The sequence below is a fragment of the Bacillus sp. V3-13 genome (genome assembly GCF_002860165.1).
Lineage (GTDB): Bacteria > Bacillota > Bacilli > Bacillales > Cytobacillaceae > Bacillus_BJ.
The window spans coordinates 18,471-44,413 of record NZ_PGUZ01000011.1; the positions used below are offsets into that span (position 1 = coordinate 18,471).

Annotated in this window: 27 protein-coding genes, 1 pseudogene and 1 riboswitch; of the genes and pseudogenes, 22 read left to right on the plus strand and 6 right to left on the minus strand. The window is 41.6% G+C overall.

The annotated features are described in order from the left end of the window. The first annotated feature begins 29 nt into the window (after positions 1-29). From nirD to CU633_RS04370, 5 genes are all read left to right on the plus strand, one after another. Positions 30-353 (plus strand): nitrite reductase small subunit NirD, encoded by a 324-nt coding sequence (gene nirD, locus CU633_RS04350; RefSeq protein ID WP_101658507.1) that lies wholly within the window; start codon positions 30-32, stop codon positions 351-353. An 84-nt stretch (positions 354-437) separates the two neighbouring features. Further along, a complete protein-coding gene (locus tag CU633_RS04355) occupies positions 438-1,247 on the plus strand; it encodes a uroporphyrinogen-III synthase (RefSeq protein WP_180954860.1) in 810 nt (269 codons plus the stop codon). A 67-nt stretch (positions 1,248-1,314) separates the two neighbouring features. Further along, positions 1,315-2,091, plus strand: a complete 777-nt coding sequence (cobA, locus tag CU633_RS04360; RefSeq protein WP_101658509.1) for a uroporphyrinogen-III C-methyltransferase — start codon at positions 1,315-1,317, stop codon at positions 2,089-2,091. Between the two features lie 17 nt (positions 2,092-2,108). Beyond that, positions 2,109-2,858: a sirohydrochlorin chelatase gene (locus CU633_RS04365; RefSeq protein ID WP_101658510.1), complete on the plus strand. Its 750-nt coding sequence runs from the start codon at positions 2,109-2,111 to the stop codon at positions 2,856-2,858. A gap of 16 nt (positions 2,859-2,874) precedes the next feature. Next, a complete protein-coding gene (locus tag CU633_RS04370) occupies positions 2,875-3,096 on the plus strand; it encodes a hypothetical protein (protein ID WP_101658511.1) in 222 nt (73 codons plus the stop codon). 729 nt (positions 3,097-3,825) lie between these two features. On the opposite strand, the gene CU633_RS04380 is transcribed toward CU633_RS04370, so the two are convergent. Together CU633_RS04380 and CU633_RS04385 are read right to left on the minus strand one after the other, a co-directional pair. Next, entirely contained in the window at positions 3,826-4,269 is a 444-nt protein-coding gene (locus tag CU633_RS04380) for a hypothetical protein (protein ID WP_101577472.1), read from the minus strand. 251 nt (positions 4,270-4,520) lie between these two features. After that, a complete protein-coding gene (locus tag CU633_RS04385; protein ID WP_101658512.1) occupies positions 4,521-5,393 on the minus strand; it encodes a sulfite exporter TauE/SafE family protein in 873 nt (290 codons plus the stop codon). 179 nt (positions 5,394-5,572) lie between these two features. On the opposite strand from CU633_RS04385, the gene CU633_RS04390 reads away from it, so the two are divergent. After that, positions 5,573-5,986 carry an RrF2 family transcriptional regulator gene (locus tag CU633_RS04390; RefSeq protein ID WP_101658513.1) on the plus strand — a complete coding sequence of 138 codons (414 nt, stop codon included), beginning with the start codon at positions 5,573-5,575 and terminating at the stop codon, positions 5,984-5,986. Between the two features lie 53 nt (positions 5,987-6,039). Here the strand turns inward: CU633_RS04390 and CU633_RS22720 are convergent, their stop codons facing one another. Then, positions 6,040-6,195 (minus strand): hypothetical protein, encoded by a 156-nt coding sequence (locus CU633_RS22720; protein WP_180954857.1) that lies wholly within the window; start codon positions 6,193-6,195, stop codon positions 6,040-6,042. Positions 6,196-6,479: 284 nt separating this feature from the next. Between CU633_RS22720 and CU633_RS22725 the strand changes: the two genes are divergently transcribed. The 15 genes from CU633_RS22725 (at position 6,480) to CU633_RS04460 (ending at position 20,941) form a co-directional block, all read left to right on the plus strand. After that, the gene (locus CU633_RS22725; protein ID WP_180954858.1) at positions 6,480-6,656 is read left to right on the plus strand and encodes a hypothetical protein; all 177 of its coding nucleotides are present in this window, start codon (positions 6,480-6,482) and stop codon (positions 6,654-6,656) included. Positions 6,657-7,030: 374 nt separating this feature from the next. After that, a riboswitch (TPP riboswitch) is annotated at positions 7,031-7,138 on the plus strand. Positions 7,139-7,250: 112 nt separating this feature from the next. Then, positions 7,251-8,240: an ABC transporter substrate-binding protein gene (locus tag CU633_RS04395; protein ID WP_101658514.1), complete on the plus strand. Its 990-nt coding sequence runs from the start codon at positions 7,251-7,253 to the stop codon at positions 8,238-8,240. A gap of 11 nt (positions 8,241-8,251) precedes the next feature. After that, positions 8,252-8,542: a thiamine-binding protein gene (locus tag CU633_RS04400; protein WP_101658515.1), complete on the plus strand. Its 291-nt coding sequence runs from the start codon at positions 8,252-8,254 to the stop codon at positions 8,540-8,542. Next, complete coding sequence (locus CU633_RS04405; protein WP_101658516.1) at positions 8,542-9,309, plus strand: ABC transporter permease; 768 nt, start codon at positions 8,542-8,544, stop codon at positions 9,307-9,309. The genes CU633_RS04400 and CU633_RS04405 overlap by 1 nt, the downstream gene beginning before the upstream one ends. Then, positions 9,306-10,055 carry an ABC transporter ATP-binding protein gene (locus tag CU633_RS04410; RefSeq protein WP_101658517.1) on the plus strand — a complete coding sequence of 250 codons (750 nt, stop codon included), beginning with the start codon at positions 9,306-9,308 and terminating at the stop codon, positions 10,053-10,055. Before CU633_RS04405 ends, CU633_RS04410 begins: the two co-directional genes overlap by 4 nt. Beyond that, positions 10,048-10,827: a TatD family hydrolase gene (locus tag CU633_RS04415; protein WP_101658518.1), complete on the plus strand. Its 780-nt coding sequence runs from the start codon at positions 10,048-10,050 to the stop codon at positions 10,825-10,827. The genes CU633_RS04410 and CU633_RS04415 overlap by 8 nt, the downstream gene beginning before the upstream one ends. A gap of 198 nt (positions 10,828-11,025) precedes the next feature. Beyond that, positions 11,026-12,003 carry an ABC transporter ATP-binding protein gene (locus CU633_RS04420; protein WP_101658519.1) on the plus strand — a complete coding sequence of 326 codons (978 nt, stop codon included), beginning with the start codon at positions 11,026-11,028 and terminating at the stop codon, positions 12,001-12,003. After that, on the plus strand, positions 12,000-12,803 hold the full coding sequence (locus tag CU633_RS04425) for an ABC transporter permease (protein WP_101658520.1): 804 nt from the start codon (positions 12,000-12,002) through the stop codon (positions 12,801-12,803). Before CU633_RS04420 ends, CU633_RS04425 begins: the two co-directional genes overlap by 4 nt. Before the next feature lie 6 nt (positions 12,804-12,809). After that, positions 12,810-13,592, plus strand: a complete 783-nt coding sequence (locus CU633_RS04430) for an ABC transporter permease (protein ID WP_180954859.1) — start codon at positions 12,810-12,812, stop codon at positions 13,590-13,592. A gap of 431 nt (positions 13,593-14,023) precedes the next feature. Next, positions 14,024-15,232 (plus strand): M20 metallopeptidase family protein, encoded by a 1,209-nt coding sequence (locus CU633_RS04435; RefSeq protein ID WP_101658521.1) that lies wholly within the window; start codon positions 14,024-14,026, stop codon positions 15,230-15,232. 81 nt (positions 15,233-15,313) lie between these two features. Then, the gene (locus CU633_RS04440; protein ID WP_101658522.1) at positions 15,314-16,336 is read left to right on the plus strand and encodes an ABC transporter ATP-binding protein; all 1,023 of its coding nucleotides are present in this window, start codon (positions 15,314-15,316) and stop codon (positions 16,334-16,336) included. Next, positions 16,333-17,349, plus strand: coding sequence for an ABC transporter ATP-binding protein (locus CU633_RS04445; protein ID WP_101658523.1), 1,017 nt, complete (start codon positions 16,333-16,335; stop codon positions 17,347-17,349). The genes CU633_RS04440 and CU633_RS04445 overlap by 4 nt, the downstream gene beginning before the upstream one ends. Positions 17,350-17,369: 20 nt before the next feature. After that, entirely contained in the window at positions 17,370-18,320 is a 951-nt protein-coding gene (locus CU633_RS04450) for an ABC transporter permease (protein WP_101658524.1), read from the plus strand. Between the two features lie 22 nt (positions 18,321-18,342). Then, complete coding sequence (opp4C, locus tag CU633_RS04455; RefSeq protein ID WP_101658525.1) at positions 18,343-19,272, plus strand: oligopeptide ABC transporter permease; 930 nt, start codon at positions 18,343-18,345, stop codon at positions 19,270-19,272. A 37-nt stretch (positions 19,273-19,309) separates the two neighbouring features. Then, positions 19,310-20,941, plus strand: coding sequence for an ABC transporter substrate-binding protein (locus CU633_RS04460; protein ID WP_101658526.1), 1,632 nt, complete (start codon positions 19,310-19,312; stop codon positions 20,939-20,941). A 283-nt stretch (positions 20,942-21,224) separates the two neighbouring features. On the opposite strand, the gene CU633_RS04465 is transcribed toward CU633_RS04460, so the two are convergent. The 3 genes and pseudogenes from CU633_RS04465 to CU633_RS04475 form a co-directional block, all read right to left on the minus strand. Then, complete coding sequence (locus CU633_RS04465) at positions 21,225-22,565, minus strand: TrkH family potassium uptake protein (protein WP_101658527.1); 1,341 nt, start codon at positions 22,563-22,565, stop codon at positions 21,225-21,227. Between the two features lie 39 nt (positions 22,566-22,604). After that, a pseudogene (locus tag CU633_RS04470) lies at positions 22,605-23,884 on the minus strand (ArsB/NhaD family transporter). A 34-nt stretch (positions 23,885-23,918) separates the two neighbouring features. Then, complete coding sequence (locus CU633_RS04475) at positions 23,919-24,497, minus strand: class I SAM-dependent methyltransferase (protein ID WP_101658528.1); 579 nt, start codon at positions 24,495-24,497, stop codon at positions 23,919-23,921. Positions 24,498-24,825: 328 nt separating this feature from the next. On the opposite strand from CU633_RS04475, the gene CU633_RS23250 reads away from it, so the two are divergent. Further along, a complete protein-coding gene (locus tag CU633_RS23250) occupies positions 24,826-25,800 on the plus strand; it encodes a spore coat protein (RefSeq protein WP_257958488.1) in 975 nt (324 codons plus the stop codon). Positions 25,801-25,943 lie beyond the last annotated feature (143 nt).

Genomic DNA, 25,943 nt, shown 5'->3' on the forward strand with positions numbered 1-25,943 from the left:
CAAAAACATACTGGAGGAGGGTTTTGTAAATGACAAATAAGACAGAAATAAAGGTATTCGTCGGGAAAATTTACGACTTGCCTGAACGCTTGGGAAAAACAATGCAGGTGGGGAATAAAGAAATTGCGATATTCAAGCTTTCGAACGGAACGGTACGTGCTGTCGAAAATCGGTGTCCCCATAAAGGCGGAGTGTTAAGTGAAGGAATGGTAAGCGGAGAATTTGTTTTTTGTCCGATGCATGATTGGAAAATCTGTCTGGATAACGGAAAGGTAGAGGAGCCTGACAGCGGATGCGTACAAACGTATCGGACGAATCTTGAAGGAGAAAATGTTTATTTGATTCTTGAATGAGAAACATTCTTTAAGAAAAACTCGCCACTTGATATCAGTAATCTATAAAATAAAAAGATAATAGTCTATTGATATGGGGGTAAGATATTGAAACGGTTAGAAGGGAAAAAAATTGCCCTGGCAGGTACGCGCAAAACAGAGGAGATTAGCAGGATCATCGAGAATCTGGGCGGCATTCCACTTGTCCGTCCGGCCCAGGGAACCGTTTATTTAGATGATTCCAATATTGAGAAGGATATAAATGAACTCGTTACAGGAAAATATGACTGGTTCATTTTCACGACGGGAATAGGGACTGAAACCTTATATAAAATAGCCAAAGGCATGGGGCTGGAGAATGAATTTGTGAACGCGATTCGTCAAGCAAGAGTGGCTGCAAGGGGATATAAAACGGTTAATGCTCTAAAGCGTCTTGGTATCACACCGGTGGCAAGGGATGATGATGGCAGTACAGCAGGGCTGATAAGGTCATTGCAAACACACAATCTAAAAAGAAGCCGAGTGGCACTCCAGCTCCATGGCGATCCGGCACCCCAACTAATCCATTTTTTAGAGGAACAGGAAGCAGAATGCAAAGAAATTCTGCCTTACCACCATGTCCCTCCAAATCCTGAAATCATTAATCAGCTAATAAATGAAATCCTGGACGCCAAAATTGATGCTGTTAATTTTACAAGCACACCTCAAGCCCGTTTTCTCTTTTCCCATGCAAGGGACAAGGGTGTCCTGGAAGCTGTTCTCAAAGCATTTGCCAGTGATGTCGTAGCGGTTGCGGTTGGAAAGGTTACCGCTGCCGCCCTGCGTGATGAAGGAGTAGAAAGAATTATTGTTCCCGAGCTGGAACGAATGGGCAGCGCCATCATAGCCCTGGAGAACTATTACGCCAAACAATGATAAGTTATATTTAATTTTAAGAAAATTAGGTTTTTTCACCAACGAGGACTTGAAAGGGTGGTACGGGATGGTAGGAACCGTTTATTTGGTCGGGGCGGGCCCCGGGGATCCGGAGCTCATTACGTTAAAAGGACTGCACTGTATTCAGCAGGCAGATATTATCCTATATGACCGGCTAGTGAATCCCGAGCTTCTTAAATATGCACATAAAGACGCGCAGCTTATTTACTGCGGCAAACTGCCTCACTATCATACGATGAAGCAAGAAACAATTAACCATTTCCTCGTTAAGTATGCGAAAGAGGGGCTTCGTGTGGTACGTTTAAAAGGCGGGGATCCATTCGTGTTTGGGCGGGGCGGGGAAGAGGCCCTGGAATGTGCCAAAAACGACATCCCGTTTGAAATTGTTCCTGGCATAACCGCAGGGATTGCTGCAACCGCTTATGCAGGAATTCCGGTTACCCACCGGACATTGAGCAAAAGCTTTGCTTTTATTACCGGACACCAGGCCGGAGACATAGAAGCAGAGCATCAATGGGCCCATTTGGCAAACGCTGTTGATACCATTTGTATCTATATGGGGGTGCATCACCTTCCTGCGATAACCAGGCAGTTAATCCAGCACGGCAAACGCCCGGATACCCCGATTGCACTGGTGCAGTGGGGAACTTTAAATGATCAGCGCACCATAACGGGAACTCTTGAAACGATTGAGAAGCGTGTCAAGGAAGCGGATATCTCCAACCCGAGCATGATTGTCATTGGAGAGGTCGTCCGTCTGCACAAAAAGTTAAATTGGTTTAAGGAAGATATCGCTCCCCACATACCTGTTGCACTTGCATAAGAAAGGAGCCATCCGCCATGCATGCAATTCTTTATATCGGACATGGCACTCGATCAAAAAAGGGAGTGGCAGATGTAAAGGAATTTTTACAAAAAGTAACTCCCAGAGTTGACGCACCGATCCAGGAAATAGCGTTTCTGGAGTTGACGGAACCTTTAATCAGTGAAGGCTTTCGGCGCTGTGTGGAGCGGGGGGCAACTGAAATTACCGTTGTGCCTCTCTTCCTGCTGGCAGCCGGGCACATAAAGGCTGATATACCAAATGCCCTCGAGCCGCTTCTTAAGCAGTATTCCGATGTGAAAGTAAATGTCGCAGACCCTTTCGGAGTCCAGGGGGGAATTCTTGATGCAATAGCCGTGCTTGTTAAAGAAACGATAATGGACCTGTGTTCCCTGGATTCCATCCTGATCGTTGGAAGGGGCAGCAGCGATCCCGGGATTCCGGCTGCATTCAATGAAATCGCAGCCGGAATCGAAGAGAGACTCGCCATCCAGCAAGTCCATGTTTGCTACCTGGCTGCCTCCAGGCCGCTGCTTGACGAGGGGCTTGATGTGGTATGCGGCAATGCCGCCGGGCGGGTCATCGTCATTCCCTATTTATTATTTGACGGGATTCTTCTCAATGAAGTGAGGCAAAAAGTGAGGAGGAGGCAGGCCCTGGGCCAGCAGATCCTGCATACCGGAGCGCTGAGCAGCCATCGCGTTATTGAAGACATTGTCGTCCAGCGTGCGACAAATGCCGATATGGCAACTAAATTATCCACTTGAAAAAAGAGAATTAAGATTGTCTAGAGGTATTGAACGTGATAGTGAAGAGAAGCGACACTTATGGGAAGATTTATGGATGCCAGCGGAAGAGTTTTATATCAAGAGTCAAAACCCTATGGATAAAGTTGATTTAATTATTGATGGTAAAGGCAGAAGTTCTAACATTCAAGATTACAAGTTAACGTTATATGATGAAATGATTTATAACAATAAAATAAAACTTAGGATTATAGGCTAATACAAACAGCTTTGATAATAGGTATAATCTCTTATAATGAATAAAAGGAAGTTTAGGATAAAAAGCTTATTATCATGTGGGAAATAATATTGACAGAATGTTTTGCAATGAGTATTATAAGTTAAAGTTTTCCAATACCTAAACACTGTGAGCTGGTATTGGATATTTTTTTGTACTGAGTCTGTGTTAATGGAAAATTTAATAGTAATTACTTTGAAGGGAGTTAAAAGTGTGGAACATACTTGTCCAAAATGTGATGTTTTAATGGTTGAGGGAGAACTGGATCATGCGGGCCCGTTTCGAATCTATAAAAAGGAAGGTCAAAAAGGACTTTTCGGCCCCAAGACTGATAAAATAACCAATTTAACTCAATTTGTTTGCCCCAAATGTGGTTTGGTTGAATTTTATGTTGAGTACCCTCAAAAGTTTCAATAAGAAAATCAATATCCTAAGAAATTTATGTTCAGGGCATGATGGAGGTTGCAGTAAATACTAAAATCCACAAACTTACATTTTGCCCATGTATTTTAGATCTTTTCTTAGTTACTTACTCTTCTTAAATTAATCTGCCCCGGTAGTTCAGTTAGAAAAAAATTCCAGGTAATGACAACTAGGTCTTCAAGAAAAGCAGCCATTGCAGAAAAAGCTACCGAGGAATGGCAGCCATATCTTCAACTACAGCACCGTTCGTGCAACAAGAATTAGGACTAACTTAGTTTTCTGTGTAATCTAATGAATTGTGTCAATACATTTTTTCTTTTCTTCAATAATTGATTGATATCCATACATTAAAAATGCTTTGCTAAACATAAGGAGGAAAAATTGATATGGTTTGATTCGAACTAATGAATATATTTCTAACTTTTTAAATAACCAAGTTAATGGATAAGCAAAGATTATATTAAAAATTGCATTGACGAAAATGTATTGTGTGAATTTTCCATAAGTCAATTTAAAAATCCATAATGAACCAGCTAAAAACGGTCCCAAAATAAAAGGTAATTCCCCATTAACATTTGGATTAATTTTTGTAAAGAAAACCCACCACTTTCGTTTTTTACCAATGTAAGCTTCAATCATAAGAATGAAAGAAATGAATAATGATGAAGAAAGAAATCTCTTTATGCTGTTCCATCCTAAAAAAGGAATTGATAGCCAAGAGATTAAGACCATCCCACTTAATAATAGCTTTGACTTTCAATGAATTATCACCCCTTTACTCTTTATGGTTCTCTTTCATATGCAATTTTTATTCAATAATTAATTAGTGCACTAAACTGCCCCGTTGCATAAGAAAAAGGCTGTCCAGGAATGGCAGCCGATCTTCAAAAGCGGCTAAAACAGTGACAGGACCGGACGCATTGTCCAGGCGGAGGAAACAATGGGCGGCGAGGACTTCTCTTATTATCAAAACAGGTACTCTACTAACTGATTGTTATAGCCTTTCTCAGCTTCCAAATTACATTCACCACAGCAGCTAGCCAAAGGGCTGCAAGCACTGAATATGTGTAAAGGCTTGTAGTATAAGATACGTCTAATGCTCCTAATAAAGTCCTGATATTCGTTAAAATGATAATACCACCGACGAGTGTCCCTAATAGGTTAGTCGGTATGATCTTAACTAACCAGGCTGCGATTGGAGCTGCGATAAGACCACCGATCATTAATGCAATTACCCATTGAATGTTAACATGCGTCCATCCCAATGTAAGAAGAAAACCCAGGGTAGAAGACACGGCAATTGCGAATTCACTTGTATCTACTGAACCAATTACTTTCCTCGGTTCCATTTTGTTGCTGGTAAGCAGTACAGGTGTTGCAATTGGCCCCCAGCCGCCGCCTCCAGTCGCATCAAAAAAGCCAGCTATAAAACCGAGTGGTATAAAGTGTTTTTTCCCCATGTTCGTTTTAGAAATTTGACTGGAAGGATTGAACTTGAACAGGAAACGGTAAATGACATAGACACCCAATAGTAATAGAAAAACAGAAACATATGGTTTAACTATGTCACCAGGAATGCTTCCTAAAAAACAAGCACCTATGAAAGCCCCGATCGAGCCAGGTATGATTAATCTGTAGACAACTTGTTTATCCACATTTCCAAATCGAATATGCGATACACCAGATGCAGCGGTAGTTACAACTTCTGCCATATGAACGGAAGCAGATGCAACTGCTGGTGCAATACCAAACATAAGCAATAATGAGGTGGAAGTAACTCCATATGCCATTCCCAATGAACCATCCACTAACTGTGCTGCTAAGCCGATCAAAGCAAGAACGATTAAGCTTCGCAAAAAAACCTCTCCTTTTTTCAAAATTTCCTGAATAGACTTGTAAGGAATCAATAAATTTGTGATTGTTGACTAATCTAATCAAGTTTATAACCTACAATATGAGCGGACATATTATTGGGTTCTTGTCTAGATGGGAAATGGGCAGTCGCCTAGTTTTGGTTAAAAAGGAGAGGCATTTTATGAAAATCTCTAGTAGGGGAGAGTATGCATTACGTGCACTTATATGTTTAGGTAACAATAAAGATCAACTAACATCTATTGGAGAAATATCTGAAAAAATTCTGGTTCCCATCAATTATTTAGAACAACTTCTTTTGCAATTAAAAAGAAACGGATACGTTCAAAGCAAAAGAGGTGTGAATGGAGGATATAAACTCAGTAGAAGCCCCCGTGAAATCATCATTGGAGAAGTGATTCGGAATTTAGAGGGACCGCTGGCGCCGATGGGGTGTGTGAGTATTACATCATATGAAAGCTGCCCATTGGAGGAGGGTTGCTTGTTAAAACCTTTATGGGCACTTGTAAGGGATACTGTTGCAGATTTATTGGATCATACAACACTGAAGGATTTGTTGGAGGGTAATGTATTTTAAAAACGAAACTGGTACATCAGTGGAAATCCAGTTGCCCTGACAGGCAGTTTTTCTTAAATGAGGGGTCTGCCGGCATCTGGTGAAAGGTTCGGATCTCCCTTGCCTTCAATCAAAAAAGGATCTCGATCATCTTCGTCAGCTCTTAATGGCAGTAAACTTCCATTTTCATCGTTTTGTTTAGCGTTCTTTTGTCCTTTTTCCTCTTTCATGATCTCAACCTCCTGGAGATATTCTTTGTTGAAACAATGCTTTTATACGCATTTGTTGAAATAAAGGAAAACCTGGTTTACTTGCTGAAAACCAGGTTTTTTGCTATGAAACTATGAATTGTTAATAAAAGATGAACGAAAATACTTTTGTATTTATAAAAAACTTAGTTGCTTCCCAGTTTGTTAGAGGAGTGCTAAAAAGTTGATATCATGCGTGATATAATGGAGACAGAACCAGCACTTTTCCGTGATTTCGCAGTACAATTACCAGGAGGGATTAAGCAATGAGCACTACAAAGGTACTTCGTTTTGAAGACGATAAAATTATCCATGTTGCCTCCGGTTCAGTAAACTCTGATAAGAAGTACATTGAAGAAAAAGCAAAACGATTTGATGAAACCAATCGTCGTTTACAACAAGCTTTTGGTAAAAAGAAAAGACGTAAAAGCTATGGCTATTGATATTTAAAACTGGAAAGAACATTGAATGAATAAGGAAATGACACTCGAGAATATACTGATCAAAACTTTAATGATATACGTCAATCGAATGAATTATAAGAAAAAATCGATGAAACAAAAACATACAAAATGCTGCTCTTTTCAATTGCACAAGAGTTTTATGAGACATCTCCTTTTTTGTGATTTGGTGTGTAAGCTTCCAATTCTACAATCTAAAGGGATTATTCTTATTTTTAGGACCTTTTCAAAACAAGTCACAAACCGAGCATTTTTACCACAGATTTTTTTCAAGACTGAAGTAAAACAATTTTCTTTTTCTGCTATACGAAAAAGAATCTGTTATAATGATAGTGATACTGCAAAATTGAATATTGAAGAATATGTAGGGGGACCGGTGGGCCGGTTGAGATAGTTCCGAAAGAACTGACCCTTTGAACCTGATTCTGGCTAATACCAGCGAAGGGAACATACTCACAAACGAGTACACTGTTTGTTATTATGCGCCCGGGCTTATGTTCTGGGCGCTTTTTTACTGTGTTTGTGAACATTTTCTGGTAAACAACACTAATACATACGTTAAGGGGAGAAGCTGTAATGAAAAAATGGATTCTATTACTCATGGCAATGTTGCTAATTACAGGATGTTCCAGTAAGGAGGCAGGTTCTGAAAAAGAGGCTAAGGAGGAATTAAAAAAGGTATCGGTTGTTCTTGATTGGACACCTAATACAAATCATACTGGCTTATATGTAGCAAAGGAAAAGGGGTATTTTGAAAAAGAAGGCCTGGATGTAGAAATTATCATGCCCGGCGAGTCTGGAGCCGATCAGCTCGTGGCTTCAGGGAAGGCACAGTTTGGAGTGAGCTATCAGGAAGGAGTTACGCAAGCACGTGTTCAGGGGGTCCCCTTAGTTTCGATTGCGGCAATCATTCAACATAATACTTCCGGTTTTGCTTCTCCTGTCGCAAAAAATATTTCATCACCAAAAGATTTTGAGGGGAAAACCTATGGTGGCTGGGGTTCGCCTGTTGAAAAGTCCGTTATTGCTTCATTAATGAAACTTGAGAATGCGGATGTCGAAAAAGTAAATATAGTAAATATGGGGGATACTGACTTCTTCACTGCCGTGAAACGCGACATTGATTTTGCCTGGATATATTATGGCTGGACTGGTGTTGAAGCTGAGCTTCGCGGCGAAAAACTCGATATGGTGTATTTAACCGACTATACCGAAAAACTGGATTACTATACCCCGGTGCTGTCGACAAACGAGGATATGATTAAAAATGATCCGAAAATTGTAAAGGCTTTTGTCAAGGCGGCTTCTGAAGGTTATCAATTTGCGATCAAAAACCCGGAAGATGCGGCTGATATCTTAATCAAATCGGTACCTGACCTTGATGAGGAACTTGTGAAAAAGAGCCAGGAATGGCTGGCATCCCGCTATCAGGACGATGCAAAGCGATGGGGAGAACAAAAACTTGAGGTATGGGAAAATTACGCTGGCTGGATGTACGAAAATGGGCTGTTAGAAAAAGAGCTGGATGCGGAAAAAGCATTCTCAAATGAATTTCTGCCGGAATGAGGAGGAGAAAAATGGCTGACGCACTCGTGAGTATACAAATCATACCGAAAACGAAAAATGGGGAAAGTGTAATTCCGTACGTTGATGAAGCCATCAAGGTGATTCAGGATTCCGGAGTCAAATACGAAGTCCATCCCCTTGAAACGACTTTGCAAGGAGAGCTTCAAGAGCTGTTGGGGATCATTGTGAAAATGAATGAACGAATGATTGAAATCGGAAGCAGCAATGTCATATCCCAGGTAAAAGTTTTGTATCAGCCGGAAGGAATTACAATGGATCAATTAACGGAGAAATACCGCTGATGAATGGTACTAAATTTAAAGGGTGGAGACCGTTATTCGTTCTCCTCCTTTTACTTCTTATATGGGAATTTTCTGTGAAAAAAGCTGATGTACCCGGCTGGCTTCTCCCGGCTCCTTCCGTCATTTTCACTGAGGGATTAAATGGATGGACCGGTTTTCAACCCCATTTGATTTCTACTGTTAAGCTTGCGCTGCTTGGGTTCCTTATTGGTTCAGCAATTGGTATTGGCTTTGCTATTTTGTTACACCTTTTGCCTTCAGTCAGAGAATCAGTTTATCCATTATTGATCCTATCGCAAAATGTACCTGTAATTGTGCTCGCACCACTTTTAGTCATCTGGTTCGGGTTTGGATTACTCCCAAAAATGATCGTCATAACACTCGTTTGTTTTTTCCCGATTACGGTTGCGGCGCTGGACGGTTTTAAACAAACAGCAACTGAGTTAAAACATTACATGAAAATGGCAGGTGCCTCTACGGGGCAATTATTTTACAAGCTGGAGTTCCCGCATGCCCTTCCTTCTATTTTTTCCGGTCTTAAAATCTCCGCAACCTACAGCGTGATGGGTGCTGTAATTTCGGAGTGGCTTGGCGCAAAACAAGGAATTGGTGTTTATATGACTCTGGCTTCATCATCTTTCCGCACCGACAGGGTATTTGTGGCGATTTTTGCGATTATCATCGTCAGTTTATTGTTTTTTGCTTGTATAGCATGGACTGAACGGAGGCTTGCCGGCTGGAACCGGAAAGGAGAAATAAACAAATGAGCAAACTTGCTGTGAAAAACATTAGCGTCAGCTTTGGAACAAACAAAGTTCTCGATAACGTTAGCTTAGAAGTCAATGAGGGGGAATTTACGGCAATCCTTGGTCCATCCGGAAGCGGCAAAAGCACTCTGTTTAGTCTGGTTGGCGGTATTTTGGCTCAAGATGAAGGCCATATTTATCTGGATGGCAAGCTGATCAATGGGAAACAAGGCTTCATTAGTTACATGCCGCAGAGCCCTGCCCTTTTCCCATGGCGCACTGTTTTGCAAAATGTGCTGCTTGGACAGGAATTGCATGGAAAAACCGATAAACAGACTGCAATCGAAATGTTGATAACCGCAGGGCTGAGTGACTATGAGAAAGCATTTCCACATGAGCTTTCCGGGGGGATGAAACAAAGAGCCGCCTTTATTCGCGCCTTACTCAGCCCGCAAACAGTAATGTGCCTGGACGAGCCGTTTTCTGCCCTGGACGAATTCACACGGCTTGATATGCAAAAATGGCTCCTATCCATATGGGAAATACACCGGAAGACGATTCTTTTTATTACCCATAATATTGAAGAGGCTTTATTTTTAGCCGACCGGATCATTGTATTGTCCGATAAGCCGGCAAGCATAGCAGCTGAGTTCCGCGTACCATTTCCAAGGCCGAGAAAGGAAAGCTTATTACTTAATGAGTCATTTTTACAGTGGAAAAGAACCCTGTATCATACATTAAGGGGTGGGGAGGGCCATCATGAATAAGATAATAGATGCTCATATCCATCTTGATCAATATTCCGACGACGAAATCGAACAGTTTTTCCTGGACGGCAATTCTATTGCCAAGGTTATATCTGTCAGTATGGATTTGGAGTCCTGCAAACGCAATCTTGAGCTTTCATTAAGAAATTCGAGAATTTCACCGGCATTTGGTTATCATCCCGAACAGGTTTTGCCAAGCGACCGTCAACTTGCCGATCTGCTGGAATGGATTGAAAAACACAAAAATTCCATGATTGCGGTCGGAGAGGTGGGACTCCCGTTTTATAAAAGACAGGAATGGAGACAAGGTGAATTTCCGCTACAGGGATATATCGAATTGTTGGAAATGTTCATTATCCATGCTAAGCGATGGGGAAAGCCCATCGTCCTTCATGCTGTTTATGATGATGCCCCAATTGTGTGCGGCCTTCTTGAAAAACATTCGATCGCCAAAGCACATTTTCACTGGTTTAAAGGCGATGCAAAGACCCTGCATAGAATGGCGCAAAACGGCTACTATATTTCCGTCACTCCTGATATCGTCTATGAAAAGGAAATCCAGACGATGGTGCATGACTTTCCGCTTGAACAATTGATGGTGGAAACAGACGGGCCATGGCCGTTCGAAGGACCGTTTCAAGGAATAAAAACCCATCCCAATATGATTCATTCATCAATCAAAACGATCGCAGAAATCAAAAACCTCCCTGAAGCAGAAGTGTTTAGCCGTGTATATAACAATACATTGAAGTTCTATTCATTGGAACCTTAAGCAAGTGGTTAAGAGTGACGATGCTCTTAACCATTCTTCATGTAACTGTTGTCCATTTGTATTTAGTGAAAGATTGGTTCGGTAATTGAACATCTAATGGGGGCCTAACTTGCCTGAAAAGTCAGAATAGTTCTTGACATAAAGTATGCTTTGATGATATTATCTTTTTTCTGCCAGCAAAAATTAGGAGGGGAATGGATGATATCTATTAAAGGCTTAAGCAAGTCCTTCAAGGTTGCCAAACGCTCAACCGGGCTGAAGGAAGCGGCAAAAGCTCTTTTTTATCGGGAGTATACAACGGTTGAAGCGCTCAAAGATATTTCTTTCTCCATTCAACCGGGGGAGATTGTAGGGTATATCGGTCCGAATGGCGCCGGGAAATCGACAACCATCAAAGTAATGAGCGGTATTTTGGTACCTGACAGAGGAACATGCAGCATTATGGGGTACACGCCATGGAAAGAACGTGTCCCATATGTTAAGAATATCGGAGTAGTTTTCGGGCAGCGTTCCCAGCTGTGGTGGGATGTTCCCGTTATGGACTCATTCGAGCTTCTTCGAGATATTTACAAAATTCCTCACCAAGAATACAGGAATAATATTGACTTGCTCGTCGAAACACTGGATTTGCAAGATCTCATCCATTCACCGGTTCGCCAATTAAGCCTGGGACAACGAATGCGTTGCGAAATTGCCGCTTCCCTGTTGCACAGTCCGAAAATCTTATTCCTCGATGAACCCACGATTGGCCTTGATGCCGTTTCCAAAATTGCAGTCCGGCAATTTATTAAAACTATCAATAAAGAAAAGGGAGTCACCATCATTCTGACAACGCACGATATGAATGATATTGAAGCTTTGGCCGAAAGGGTTATTTTAATCGGTAAAGGAAGTTTATTGTATGACGGCAATCTGAATGAATTACGAAACCGGTTTGGTACAACCAAAAAGATTACCGTTGATTATCACGAAAACAAAAATCGAATTGATATCCCTGGCACTTCTTTGCTCTCATGGTCACCGGAACGGGCTACCTTGAGCGTGGATACGGGGCAGGTGTTAATTTCCGAGGTTATCAACCAACTGTCCAGCCGGGTTGAACTGATTGATGTCAGTGTCGAAGCACAGCCAATCGAAGAAATTATCGTTCAGCTCTATGAGGAGTATCAAATATGATTGCTTATTATTCGGTATTTAAGTTGCGCATGCTCAATGGAATGCAATACCGCGCGGCTGCTTTAGCGGGAGTGGCGACGCAATTTTTCTGGGGATTCATGTACATTATGATTTTTGAAGCTTTTTACAGTCAATCTATACATAACCCGCCGATTTCTTTACAGGAATTAATCACTTACATTTGGCTCCAGCAAGCATTTCTTGCATTCATCATGCTGTGGTTCCGCGATAATGAGCTCTTTGAACTGATCACAACAGGGAATATTGCATATGAGCTTTGCAGGCCATGTGGAATTTATGGATTTTGGTATGCGAAGCTTCTGGCCCAGCGATTGTCGAGCGCCCTGCTGAGATGCTTCCCCATTTTGATGGTCGCATTCTTTTTGCCTGAACCTTACAAAATGACTTTGCCATCCAGCATAAAAACGTCGGGATTATTTTTGGCAGCGCTGATTTTCGGGTTGCTTGTTCTTGTTGCCATCTCCATGTTCTTGTATATTTCTGTGTTTGTGACAATGTCCCCCGTTGGATCATTACTTGTGTTTGCGGTGATTGGAGAATTCTTCGCAGGGTTAATCATTCCGGTCCCGCTTATGCCGGAATGGCTCCAGAGGATTGCCTATCTCCTTCCGTTTCACTTGACGGCTGATTTCCCATTTCGGGTTTACTCGGGGCATATCCCTGCTCATGAAGCGATTGAACGAATTTTCGTTCAGATTGCCTGGCTTGTTATCCTCATCTGGTTTGGGAAAATCGCGCTGGACAAAGCATTGCGAAAAGTCATCGTACAGGGAGGTTGATGGAGGTTGAGCATTTATTTTAAATATGTCCTCATTCTATTTAAATCACAAATGCAATATCGCACATCGTTCTGGCTGTTGACGATTGGCCAGTTCTTTATTCCATTTGCGATGTTTGCGGGTGTCTATTTCCTGTTTGAACGTTTCGGGCAAATTAAAGGCTGGGATTTCTTTGAGGTTGCGCTCTGTTTTGCTGTCATCCATATGGCATTTGCGATTAGCGAATGCTTTGCGCGCGGCTTTGATACTTTCTCCACTCTTGTGGGGAAAGGTGAATTTGACCGGCTGCTCGTGCGGCCGAGAAACACGATCATACAGGTGCTCGGTTCAAAATTCGAATTCACCAAGTTCGGAAGGCTGCTGCAAAGCATCATTATTTTGATCTGGGCAATAAGCAATCTATCCATTGAGTGGAGTGTAATGAAAGCAGTTACCCTTTTTCTTATGGTAATCAGTGGGGTTGTTATATTTACGGGAATCTTTATGCTGGCTGCGACGATGTGCTTTTGGACGGTTCAAGGCCTGGAAGTCGCCAACATATTTACAGATGGCGGCAGGGAGATGACTCAGTATCCTTTAAACATCTATCAAAAATGGGTTACGCGGTTTTTTACGTTTGTAATTCCCTTCGGCTGTGTCAATTATTTACCGTTAATGTACATTCTTGATAAAACCGAGGGTAACGAAGTGCTTTTCATGATTTCGCCTTTGGCAGGAATCGCATTTATACTTCCTTGCTTGCTTATGTGGCAGATTGGAGTCAGACATTATCTATCTACCGGATCATAGTAGTGCCCGCGCATCCATCTTTATGCTCTGAATATGTATAGCAATCTATTTTAATATCAATTTAATCAATATAACAGCTCATTTCATATGGAATGGGCTTTTTGCGCTTCAATGACATTTGAAGAGATATTCAACTCTTTTCAAACCTCACCAAAAAACTTCTTAAGCTCACTTTTTTATGTAAGGTAATCTTACATAGAGCTTCTAATTAAAAATAAATTAAGGAAACCGTTTTATCCTTAATAAAACAACAATGAGAGCGCTTCATCCAAGTATAAATATTCTAAATTGTCAGAATTTGAGGTTGACCGTTAGAAAAAATTTCATTATACTCAGATTCATAAATGAGTTGATGTTAGATTTCTTAACATGTTTATGTAATTAGAAGTTATGGTTATATTTCTTATTATATTAAAACGGAGGGATTTTTCGTGATTAAGGACTGGCACATGCAAATCGAACAAATGTATGAGCAAATGGTGGCATGGAGACGTCATATGCATCAACATCCGGAACTTTCATTTCAGGAAGTTGAAACACCGAAAATGATTGCGGAAATTCTAACAAACTTTGGAATAGACGTAAGAACCAATGTTGGCGGAAGAGGTGTAGTCGGGATGATCCGCGGTGCAAAACCTGGCAAAACCATTGCTTTACGAGCGGATTTTGATGCCCTGCCGATCGAGGATGAGAAGGAAGTTTCTTATAAATCAACCGTTCCCGGTGTCATGCATGCCTGCGGCCATGATGGCCATACAGCAACGTTGCTTGCCGTTGCGAAAGTATTAAGTGAAAATCGTGAACAGTTGAGCGGTAATGTCGTGCTGCTTCACCAGCATGCGGAGGAGTTGGCGCCGGGGGGAGCAATCGCGATGATTCAGGATGGCTGCTTGGATGGAGTGGATGTTGTCTTTGGAACCCACTTAGCCTCAAGCGCTCCTGTTGGAACGTATTTATATAAAAGCGGCTACTCAATGGCTGCTGGAGATGCTTTTGAAATCAAGATACAAGGAAAGGGAGGCCATGGTTCTTCTCCGCATGAAACGATTGATGCAGTCGCAATCGGAGCACAGATCATCAATCAGCTTCAATATATTGTCAGCAGACGGGTTGATCCTCAACAAGCCGCTGTTGTATCAGTCGGATCCTTTCATGCAGGAAATGCATCGAATGTTATTGCGGATTCAGCCGTATTAACCGGGACGGTCAGAACGTTCGATCAAGAGCTAAGAGTGAAAGTTGAACAGGAATTTAGAAGCATTGTCGCTGGTGTATGCTCCGCTTTCCATGCAGAATATGAAATTCAATACAATAAAGGATACCCTGCTGTCTGTAATCATGAGGAGGAAACGGAAGTTTTTATGGATGTGGTTAAAGCCACATTAGATGAAGATATGCTGCAAGAAATGCCTCCAATCATGGGCAGTGAAGATTTTGCTTACTACTTGCTGGAAAAACCGGGGATGTTCTTTCATACCGGTGCCCGAAACGAAGAAATCGGAGCATGCTATCCGAACCATCATCCAAAATTTGATTTTGATGAAAAAGCGATGGTATATGCAGGAAAAGCATTATTAAGCATTGTCCATCATTATGTAGCAGAGAAAGCTAAAATTACCATTACAGAACCGGCATATTGATTGCCGCATTCCGCAATGAAAGCTGGATAGCTATTCGAATAAGTAGAAAAAACGAGCAAAATCAGCAAGGGGGGAAACGATATGCCCGGAAACATTTTAGAGGTGGAAAAATTGCAAACCGCTTTTACAACTGATAAAGGAGAAGTGATTTCGGTTGATGAGGTTACCTTCAGTTTGCAGCCGGGAGAAACCATCGGGATTGTCGGTGAGTCTGGCTGCGGGAAGAGTGTCACTTCGTTGTCGATTATGAGACTGCTGGGCAAGCATGGCTACATAAAAAAAGGTTCGATCACCATGAGTGGAAAAGATCTCGCCAAGTTAACGGAAGCTGAAATGAGACACGTCCGCGGAAATAAAATATCGATGATTTTCCAGGAACCGATGACATCATTAAATCCCGTATATACGATTGGAAACCAGATGATTGAAGCGATCAAGCTCCATTTAAACATGAATACAAAAGCGGCAAAAAAGTATGCAGTCGAAATGCTAAAAAAAGTAAAAATCCCCCGTGCTGAAGAAGTTGTCAATGAATACCCCCATGCTTTATCAGGAGGAATGAGACAAAGAGTAATGATTGCAATGGCCCTGTCCTGTAAACCAGAGCTGCTCATTGCGGATGAACCAACTACTGCCCTGGATGTAACAATCCAGGCCCAAATCCTGGAGTTAATGAAGGAGCTTCGGGAAGAATCAAACACTGCCATTATCATGATTACCCACGATTTAGGGGTCATCGCCGAAATGGCGGATAAAGTCCTTGTTATGTACGCGGGCCAGGTGGTCGAGGAAGCGGATGTGTTTACGTTATTCGATGAACCAAAGCATCCTTATACGAAAGGGTTAATTGACTCGATTCCACATTTGGAACATGAAAACCATAAAAGGCTTTATTCGATCCCGGGCATGGTACCGACATTGCAGAATATGCCCAGGGGCTGCAGGTTTCACACAAGGTGTCCATACGCATTGGAAAAATGCTTGCATGACAAGCCTCCTCTTGATTCCGTTGATAGGGAAAAAGTTCATAAAGTCAGGTGCTGGTTATTTGAAGAGGAGCAGCAATTATCAAAAACGAGATCTCGCGAGGGGGTACAAGTATGACTGTTCCAACACTTAATGTTGACCAGGAATATTTAAAAACTGAGCCTGATGTACCCTTGCTGGAAATTCATAATCTAAAGAAATATTATCCTATTAAAAAAGGGATTATCTCGCGGACGGTTGGACATGTGAAAGCGGTAGATGGCTTGAATTTAAATATTTATCCCGGAGAAACTGTTTCCCTCGTAGGGGAATCCGGCTGCGGAAAATCCACCACCGGCCGGGCAATTGTTAAGCTGGATCCTCCTACCGAAGGAAAAGTCATTTTAGAAGGAAGGGATTTATCTAATGTCAGTGGGCCAGAGTTAAGAAAAATCCGTACGAAAATGCAAATCATCTTTCAAGATCCATATTCATCCCTGAATCCGCGAAAACGGATCGGCGACCTTCTGGCGGAGCCGCTTCTTGCACATAAACTCGCAAGCAAAGACGAGGTGAATGATAGAGTAGATAAAATGCTTGAAGTTGTCGGATTAACGAAACTCCATCGGAGCCGTTATCCCCATCAATTTTCCGGAGGCCAGCGGCAAAGGATTGGCATTGCAAGAGCGCTTATTTTAAATCCAAAGCTCGTGATCTGTGATGAGCCGGTTTCGGCATTGGACGTTTCCATACAGGCGCAGGTTTTGAATCTTCTGAAAGATTTGCAGAAAGAGTTTCAACTAACCTATCTGTTTATTGCCCATGGTTTAGGTGCGGTGAAATATATTAGTGATCGAATTGCCGTCATGTATTTAGGTAAAATTGTTGAACTGGGCAAGACCGAAGATATTTTTAAGAAGCCGAAACATCCATACACACAAGTGTTGCTAAATGCATATCCAATTCCGAATCCGCATCTGCGCAACCGCGAACGGATTACGGTTGAAGGGGATGTTCCAAATCCGGCAAATCCGCCTCAAGGCTGCAGTTTTCATATAAGATGTCCAGTAGTTCAAGATATATGCCGCGTCAAAACTCCCGAATTGACCAGTGATGGACACCCGGTTGCTTGTCACTTTCCATTGACTTAAGGAATGCAGGAGGGATCGTTATGTTCCAGTATATTATCCGAAGAATTCTCATTGCCATACCGGTTTTGCTTGGAGTTACGATATTTAACTTTTTTATCATCAATCTGGCACCCGGTAATCCAGTCGACATGTATGTAAACCCGGATGTCAGTGCAGAGGATATTGAAATTAAGAAAGAAGCTCTAGGCTTAAATGATCCGATCTATATTCAATACTTTCGCTGGTTGGGAAATTTGGCTAAAGGTGATTTTGGTTTCTCCTATTCCACGTATGAGCCAGTGGTCAATATGATTTCCGAGCGAATGGTTCCTACGCTTATCCTGATGGGTACTTCCTTAATTATTGCTTATCTGATCGCAATACCAATAGGAATCATCAGTGCTACAAAACAATATTCATGGACCGACTATTTTACGACGACTTTTTCCTTTTTAGGTGTTTCAATCCCACACTTCTTTATGGGATTGGGTGCCATTTATATCTTTGCGATTATCCTTCAGGTGTTGCCGACAGGGGGTATGTATACACTCGGCAACGATGGCGGGTTTGCTGATATGTTTCTGCATTTAATCATGCCTGCTTTTGTCCTTGGAACAGGGATCGCTGGAAGCGTGGTCCGTTATGTACGGTCAAGTATGCTTGAAGTGCTGGGACAGGATTACTTACGGACTGCAAAAGCGAAAGGCTTGGGCGAATTTATTATTACAAATAAACATGCCTTAAGAAATGCGCTTATCCCGATTATTACTGTCATTGGAATGGACATCCCTCTGTTAATCGGCGGGGCGGTTGTTACAGAACAGATTTTTCAATGGCCGGGACTCGGACAATTGACAATACAATCAATAGGTTCCCGTGATTATTCGGTGTTAATGGCCATCAACTTATTGGCTGCAGTTGCTGTTCTTTTTTCAAATCTGCTTACTGATATCCTTTATTCAGTCGCAGATCCGAGGATTAAGTACAATTAATTTTCGAAAGGAGGAAGGCCGGATGTCACTTGCAAATGCAAAAGTGGAAGCGGGAGTTCCGCTATCCAATGAGCCGCATCTTAACTCAGCAGCAGAAATAGGGAAAGAGGAAAGTTATTTACGGGTGATTAGCAAAAGGTTTTTCAAACATAAGTTGGCCGTTTTCGGATTGATTGTATTCAGCGCCATTGTGTTAATGGCGATATTAGCTCCGGTTTTAGCACCTCTAAGCCCATATGATGTAAATGGTGAATTTGGGGATAGTCCTTCAGTTGAACATCTATTAGGCACAGATCAGGTTGGCCGTGATTTGTTAAGCAGATTAATTTATGCATCGAGGGTCTCCCTCGCTGTAGGGATCGGAGCGGTTGTGATTTATGTAGCAATTGGCACAATCTTGGGCGCTATTGCTGGATACTTTGGCAAATGGGTTGACATGGTCATTATGCGTCTGACTGATGTGTTCATGTCCTTTCCGTATTTAATGGTTATCCTCGTTCTTGTCAGCATATTGGGACCGAGCCTCTTTAATATTATCGTTGTAATTGGATTACTGGGCTGGCCGTCAGTGGCCCGGATTGTCCGGGGCAGCGTGCTTTCCATTAAAGAAATGGATTACGTGAAAGCGGGGGTTGCTTTAGGATTACCGACCGGAAAAATTGTTTTTCAGCACATCCTGCCTAACTGTTTAGCACCTATTCTCGTAAATGCAACCTTTGGTATCGCCTCCTCGATTATTTTGGAAGCATCATTAAGCTTCCTTGGAATGGGTGTGCAACCCCCAACCGCGAGCTGGGGGAATATGCTGACTGAAGCACAGTCATTAACTGTTTTAGCTTCCCAGCCATGGTTATGGGTACCCCCTGGCATGATGATTTTATTAGCTGTTTTATCGATTAATTTTATGGGTGATGGATTACGGGATGCAATGGATCCGAAAAGTATAAGGTAATCATCCAGCAAATATATAAAAATTTAGGGGGAAAACCATGAGTTATTTCAAGAGAACAGCCAGTCTATTCGTAATCGTTTTACTATTAACTTTAACAGCATGCAGCGGACAAAGCTCCAAGAGTTCTTCCACTGCAGCAAGCGGCGAAAAATCCGGTAACAAAACAATGTTTCTCGGAATGGTTAACCCGCCAATTAACTTTAGTACGATTAATTCTCCGGATATTGCCTCGTCTTTTGTGGAAAAGTTTATGTTTGACTCATTTTTAGAAATGGAAGGGCCGCAAAAATTTGTCCCAAAACTGGCAGATTCATTTGAAACAACTGATAATCAAACCTTCACGATTAAAATAAACAAGGATGCAAAATGGTCGGATGGAAAACCTGTAACGTCTGAGGATGCAGCATTTACATTCAATTTAATCGCAAACCCGGAGGTTGAAACAACTGTCGGCAACTATCTCTCCATGTTTGAAGGCCTGGATGACAGCGGAAAATTGGCAGCGGGACAAACAGAAATCCCTTCTGTAAAAGTTGTTGATGAAAAAACGCTCGAATTTAAAACAAAATCACCGGTTGATCCGAATATGATAAAGGAGCAATTGGGTTCAAAATTAATGATCCTGCCGAAGCACGCATTGGAAAAGATTAAGCCTGCTGACTTATCAAAGGACCCATTTTTCTTAAAACCCGATGTTACCAATGGTCCATTTAAGTTTGTCCAATATAAAAAGGATCAGTATGTAGAGCTTGTCAGCAATCCAGACTATTATTTGGGTAAACCCGAGGTTGACAAGCTTTTTGTTAAAGTCATGCCGGCTCCGAACCTTGTGGCCCAGCTTCAAACAGGAGAGCTCCATATGAACGTTGCCGGAGGAATCGGCAAAATTCCTGCACAGGATTATGAAACCGTTGAAAAGTTTGAAAATGTAAAAACGAAGGTTGAACCAACATATGGTTTTCAAACGATGATGTTCAATACGGAGAACATAACAGATGCAAAAGTACGTCAAGCGATTGTATACGCACTCGATCGTGAAAAAATTGTAGATAAGCTGTTAAAGGGCTATGGGGAAGTAATTGATGGGCCTTATACATCTGTCAGTCCTTACCTTGATGAAGGCCTGGAAAAATTCACTTATGATACGGACAAGGCAAAACAACTGCTTAAGGAAGCTGGCTGGGATTTTAACCGTACCCTTCAATTAGTTGTTCCAACCGGTAATAAAGTCCGCGAGCAGTCTGCAGATATCATTACCCAAAACCTGCAGGAAGCTGGACTAAAGGTTAAAGTCACCACTTACGATTTCCCAACCATCATGCAAAAAGGAAAAGCCGGGGAATTTGACTTGTTATTAATCGGCTTTACATTCACATTGGACCCGGAAATATCTACTCTGTATGGCAAAAATGGTTCCTTTAACTTTATGAGATATGATAATCAAACATCCGAAGAGCTGCTGATCAAAGGAAAAGCAGAGCCAGATCCAGAAAAGAGAAAGGCAATTTATGGTGAGTTGCAAAAAGTTTGGAATGAAGACGTTCCAATCATCTCACTATATTCAGATAATGATTTTGCAGCTATTTCTAAACAAGTAAAATATGGTGAGCCAAAAATATTTGGTTTCCATAATAATATTCACAAATGGTCATTGGTCGGAGCGGAATAAGGAAAGCTAAATTTGAGAACATACCCGTTTTGGAATTTCCCAGAGCGGGTTTTTTCTTGTATAGTATAATTAGCGCTTTTTATTTTGTCATATGTCCCTCGTTTTCCAGGGTTTTTGACGTTATGACCTAGATACTCAGTTATTCTTCTTTAAAAAGAATATTGAATTTTACACATCTTGGCCAGCTTCGTAAAGTTTTTCAGCTATGCTTATTCCGAACCGTCCCAATCCAATCACAGCATACCCCTGTTTTACCATCTCCTGTTCCCACTCCTTTAAGCAATTAACCAATCATGATTTTTCCTTTTGGATGACGGAATGCATCCGGCTTCCGCCTCATCGCTACTGCGTAGGCTACAGTCAATGGCCCCAATCTTCCTGCAAACATAGTAAAGATAATTAATAGCCGTCCAATAGGCGATAATTCAGGAGTCAGGCCCATGGAAAGGCCCACGGTACCAAAAGCAGAAGTGGCTTCAAATAAATAGACGATAAAATTGCTTGCCTGTTTTTCTGTAATTGTCAGCAACATCGTAATGACCATAACAAGAAAGAGCCCGCTTATTGTAACCGTTAGCGCTCTAAATATCGTGTCAATCACAATTCGGCGTCTAAATAATACGACATCTTCTTTCCCTTTAATCTGGGACCACACAGTTTTTAATAAAACTGCCAAGGTAGTTACTTTTATACCCCCGGCAGTCGAACCGGGCCCGGCTCCGATAAACATAAGAAAAACGAGCAGGAACAATGTGGACTGTGTTAAGTCAGCAATCGGCAATGTATTGGCACCTGCTGTCCTCGGAGTAACGGCTTGAAACAACGACCCTAATACTTTTCCGGTGTAAGATAAAGGCTCTAACGTTTTGTCATTTCCAAATTCAAACAAGAAGATCAAAATCGTTCCGCCTAATGTGAGTATCAAGCTTGTCAGCAATACCACCTTTGTGTGCTCAGATAGCCGGTGAGTGTCATGGTATTCATAAAGTTCATTCATCACAATAAAACCAATTCCGCCTAATGTGATCAGGGCGCACACGGTTAGGACTACGGTTGGATCGTCTACATAGGGGGTCAAACTTCGATACTCTCCCATTAAATCAAACCCGGCATTATTGAAATTTGATATTGAATGAAAAATACCAAAATAGATTGCTTTTCCAATTGGCATATCGAAGGAAAAACGAATAGCCAAAATGATAGCACCGGCTATTTCAAATACTGCACTGAAAATTAATACTCGTTTTACTAACCTTACAACTCCCTCGATCGATAAATTATTTAAAGATTGCTGAAGCAACAGCCTTTCTCTAAGCGAGATTCTTTTTCCCAGCAGGAAAAAGAAAAGAGTTGCGAAGGTCATAAAGCCTAAGCCACCCACTTGGATAAGTACTAAGATGATGATTTGTCCGAATGTGGTAAAGGCAGTTCCTGTGTCAACCACAACCAGCCCTGTTACGCATGTCGCAGATGTCGCGGTGAATAAAGCATTCAAAAATGAGAGGCCACTTCCATCGGCCGTGGCTATAGGAAGGGTTAACAAACATGCACCGATTAGTATCACGGTTGCGAAGCCCAGTACAAGTATTTTTGGAGGGTCTAAAAAATCTCTTGTCTTTTTCATTTTTACCTTCCTAACTGTAATGAATTTGCAGACGAAAGTTCACATTAAATATCGGATATATATATAAATTGTTGAGATGAGGATGGAAAGTATCATAAAAGGAAATCCAACAATTAAATATTTACCAAAAGCAATGGGATGTCCTTCTTTTGCAGCTAATCCAGCTACAACCAAATTGGCGCTTGCTCCAATTAATGTACCGTTACCCCCCAAACAGGCACCAAGGGCAAGACTCCACCACATTGGTTCCAAATCATTTATACCCATTTCACCCATTTCTTTAATCATTGGAATCATCGTAGCTACAAAAGGGATATTGTCAACAAATGCGGACAGCAGAGCACTCATCCATAAAATGAGAAGTGAAGTCGATTTTAAATCCCCGCCAGTGAAGGATAACGCTTTTTCAGCCAGAACAGTTAATAATCCCGTTTCAACAAGCCCGCCGACGATGACAAACAAACCAATGAAAAAAAAATCGTCGTCCATTCTACTTTTTCCAGGGCTTGCTCCAAATACTTGTCCCCGGTAATTAAAAGTAAAAGGAACGCTCCGGCTAAAGCAATTGTTGCAGTTTCGATTTCAATAAATTGATGGACGAAAAAACCGCCAATCGTTAAGGTAATGATTAACAAGCACTTTATTAATAATTTTTTATCTTTTATTTCAGCATTCTCATTTTTTTCCAGTAAGCGGCTCTTCAATTCCTGTGTGGTCGTTAAACGTTTTCGATAGATCATTGAGAATAAAAACACGGTTACGATTAAAATGATCAAAGAAATCAAAGCCAGATTTTCAATAAATGACAGGAACGTTAATTCTTCCACTGCACTGCCGATCATGATATTCGGTGGGTCCCCGATCATCGTAGCTGTTCCGCCAATATTTGCGGCAAATATTTCTGAAATGAGGAATGGAATCGGGTTAACTTTTAATAAAGAAGTTATGCTTAAAGTAACTGGTACGACTAAAAGAACTGTCGTAACATTGTCCAAAAACGCAGAAGAAACAGCGGTGACGAGGCTAAACACGATCAGAATTCTGACGGGATTTCCTTTTACTTTTTTTGCTGACCATATGGCGATGTATCCAAATAATCCTGTAAGTGATGTAATGTTTACAATGATCATCATTCCGATTAATAGACCCAAAGTATTGAAATCAATATGGTGAATGGCAGCCTCTTGCTCAAGGATACCAAAGCAGACCATCATTACACCGCCAACCAGAGAAATAATCGTGCGGTGAATTTTTTCGGAAATAATAAAAGCGTAAGTGATAAGAAAGATGCTTAATGCAATCATTGCATCAAAATTCATAAATAAGCCTCCTGAACAAATATCAACGATAGCTTTAAAGTAAGGCTGTAAAATAAAGTTCATTATAAAATAAGCATTTTTTGAATCTGTTCAATACGTTACATTTGAAATTTTCCTTCGTAAAGTAATTCAAATAATCTTCTTCCTTTTGAATGTAATCACCTTTATCATTAAACCTCATAAACCAATTGTTGATAGGGGATTTTTCAAAAAAGCAAGGTTCGATCGCGACAATTCTTCCCTTAGGTTTCAATATTCTTCTGAATTCCCTGACGTAAGATCCAATCGTTTCCGGAGGAATATGGTGGAGGACAGAGATGATTAAAACAAAATCAAAGCTATTGTCTTCCGCGGGAAGTTTATTACCCGAAAAAGCTTTAAATCGGTATTGGGCGTACAATTGTTTGGCGAAGTTTATCCTGTCTGTATCAGGGTCGATCCCAAGATAATCAACAGGAGAAAATAAGGTACAGTTGGCTCCGGTACCTGCTCCAAAATCCAGAACTTTTCTATCCTTAAAATCAAAATGCTGTTGAAGCTTGTTTTCAATATATATTTTTGTAATCCATTTTTGACGAACAAATGAGTGATAAATTCTTGGTGATAGTTGCAATGAGAAGCACCTGCTTTGTTATGATTTAGTCCTAATATGCTTTGCTATTCTTTAGCTACACTCAATTATTATGTTCCTACACATATGACGGGATGCACAGCGGGGATGAGGAAATGAATGGAGAAGCACAACACGGCGAGTGAGGAGAAGGTGTTTGTACTTGAATGTAGTTGTTTGCTCTTCTTAAGATCGTAAATGGAAATGAGATGTAAAAATTCGACAATGTGTAAAGACTATATTTAAGTCAATAAAGTAAGTTTCCATGCATAATTGCCAGGTAAAGGGAAATATTAGTCTTTGTTAGTAAAAAAACAAAGGAGTGATCCCTATGCCGTACGGCGCGCATGAAACAATGGAAGTGCATGAGTGTCTACTCGAAAAATTTAATATGATCCTACATTTTAACATGTATGCTACCCAAACGAGGAATCCGCGGTTGCTGGACATGATCGTTCGCCACCAGCAAGAAGAAATCCGCTCCTATAATGAGGTCGTGGCATACACGCACGATTACCGAGGATTTTCTCCGATTCCGCCAAATACGAACATAGGAGCGATTAACCCACAGCAGATTAAATACGGCTTGAACAATCCACCGCTATATACCCCGATGTGGGGTGCTGTCGACAGTGACGGAGAGATCGCAACTGCAATGTTGCTTGCCCATAAAAATGGTGCGAGAAATTCCATGTGGGCAGCTCTGGAATGTGCCGATCCAAACCTGCGCCAGTTATTGATTAACTGTTCTGTAAACTGTGCGAACCAAGCTTATGAAGTTTTCCTATTTATGAATGAGTCGGGTGTATACCAGGTACCAGAGATAAGAAACCATACGGCGAAAACTTTCCTTCACAGATACCAGCCAGCTGATCAAACTCTTGAGACTCAATACTTCGGACAACCGGGACAAAACGGACAAGCTCAAGCCGGGCAAAACGGGCAATCTGGACAAACCGGGCAGACCGGGCAGACCGGGCAGACCGGACAAAACGCAGGTAATCCCGGACAAGCAGACGGGGCACAACGATATGCTAATTCAACCGGAGCTGCACCTGGATCCGAAGCGGGAGCCGAGTTGAATGCCAGTGCAGCGGATAGTGTTTTATACGGGGGGAACCAGGAATATGCTAGTGCTGTCAATGGACAGGGCGGAGTTGCCGGCACTAATTTGAATGCGGCTGGGGCGTCTGTAAATCCTGCAGGATTGAACCAGGCGGGGGCTGTTGTAAACCCGGCAAGCGCGGCTGTAAATCAAGCCATGAATCAAGGTATGCAGAACACCAACGGAACACTGCCACAATAATGCAGATTTTTAAAGAAGTTCAAACATAGCAGTAAAGCACTGCAAAAAGGAGCTTGGATTCCAAGCTCCTTTACTATTTACGCGTGCCCAGCAAGCCGTTAATTGCTAGTTGGTGAAAGTCCAACCCGAGTAAGTGTCAAGAC

Bases quoted from the DNA above. Each gene is read 5' to 3' on its own strand.
- nirD (WP_101658507.1), top strand. From the start codon at position 30: ATGACAAATAAGACAGAAATAAAGGTATTCGTCGGGAAAATTTACGAC.
- cobA (WP_101658509.1), top strand. From the start codon at position 1,315: ATGGTAGGAACCGTTTATTTGGTCGGGGCGGGCCCCGGGGATCCGGAG.
- CU633_RS04365 (WP_101658510.1), top strand. From the start codon at position 2,109: ATGCATGCAATTCTTTATATCGGACATGGCACTCGATCAAAAAAGGGA.
- CU633_RS04380 (WP_101577472.1), bottom strand. From the start codon at position 4,269: ATGGTCTTAATCTCTTGGCTATCAATTCCTTTTTTAGGATGGAACAGC.
- CU633_RS04390 (WP_101658513.1), top strand. From the start codon at position 5,573: ATGAAAATCTCTAGTAGGGGAGAGTATGCATTACGTGCACTTATATGT.
- CU633_RS22720 (WP_180954857.1), bottom strand. From the start codon at position 6,195: ATGAAAGAGGAAAAAGGACAAAAGAACGCTAAACAAAACGATGAAAAT.
- CU633_RS22725 (WP_180954858.1), top strand. From the start codon at position 6,480: ATGAGCACTACAAAGGTACTTCGTTTTGAAGACGATAAAATTATCCAT.
- CU633_RS04395 (WP_101658514.1), top strand. From the start codon at position 7,251: ATGAAAAAATGGATTCTATTACTCATGGCAATGTTGCTAATTACAGGA.
- CU633_RS04400 (WP_101658515.1), top strand. From the start codon at position 8,252: ATGGCTGACGCACTCGTGAGTATACAAATCATACCGAAAACGAAAAAT.
- CU633_RS04405 (WP_101658516.1), top strand. From the start codon at position 8,542: ATGAATGGTACTAAATTTAAAGGGTGGAGACCGTTATTCGTTCTCCTC.
- CU633_RS04410 (WP_101658517.1), top strand. From the start codon at position 9,306: ATGAGCAAACTTGCTGTGAAAAACATTAGCGTCAGCTTTGGAACAAAC.
- CU633_RS04415 (WP_101658518.1), top strand. From the start codon at position 10,048: ATGAATAAGATAATAGATGCTCATATCCATCTTGATCAATATTCCGAC.
- CU633_RS04420 (WP_101658519.1), top strand. From the start codon at position 11,026: ATGATATCTATTAAAGGCTTAAGCAAGTCCTTCAAGGTTGCCAAACGC.
- CU633_RS04425 (WP_101658520.1), top strand. From the start codon at position 12,000: ATGATTGCTTATTATTCGGTATTTAAGTTGCGCATGCTCAATGGAATG.
- CU633_RS04440 (WP_101658522.1), top strand. From the start codon at position 15,314: ATGCCCGGAAACATTTTAGAGGTGGAAAAATTGCAAACCGCTTTTACA.
- CU633_RS04445 (WP_101658523.1), top strand. From the start codon at position 16,333: ATGACTGTTCCAACACTTAATGTTGACCAGGAATATTTAAAAACTGAG.
- CU633_RS04450 (WP_101658524.1), top strand. From the start codon at position 17,370: ATGTTCCAGTATATTATCCGAAGAATTCTCATTGCCATACCGGTTTTG.
- opp4C (WP_101658525.1), top strand. From the start codon at position 18,343: ATGTCACTTGCAAATGCAAAAGTGGAAGCGGGAGTTCCGCTATCCAAT.
- CU633_RS04460 (WP_101658526.1), top strand. From the start codon at position 19,310: ATGAGTTATTTCAAGAGAACAGCCAGTCTATTCGTAATCGTTTTACTA.
- CU633_RS04465 (WP_101658527.1), bottom strand. From the start codon at position 22,565: ATGAAAAAGACAAGAGATTTTTTAGACCCTCCAAAAATACTTGTACTG.
- CU633_RS23250 (WP_257958488.1), top strand. From the start codon at position 24,826: ATGCCGTACGGCGCGCATGAAACAATGGAAGTGCATGAGTGTCTACTC.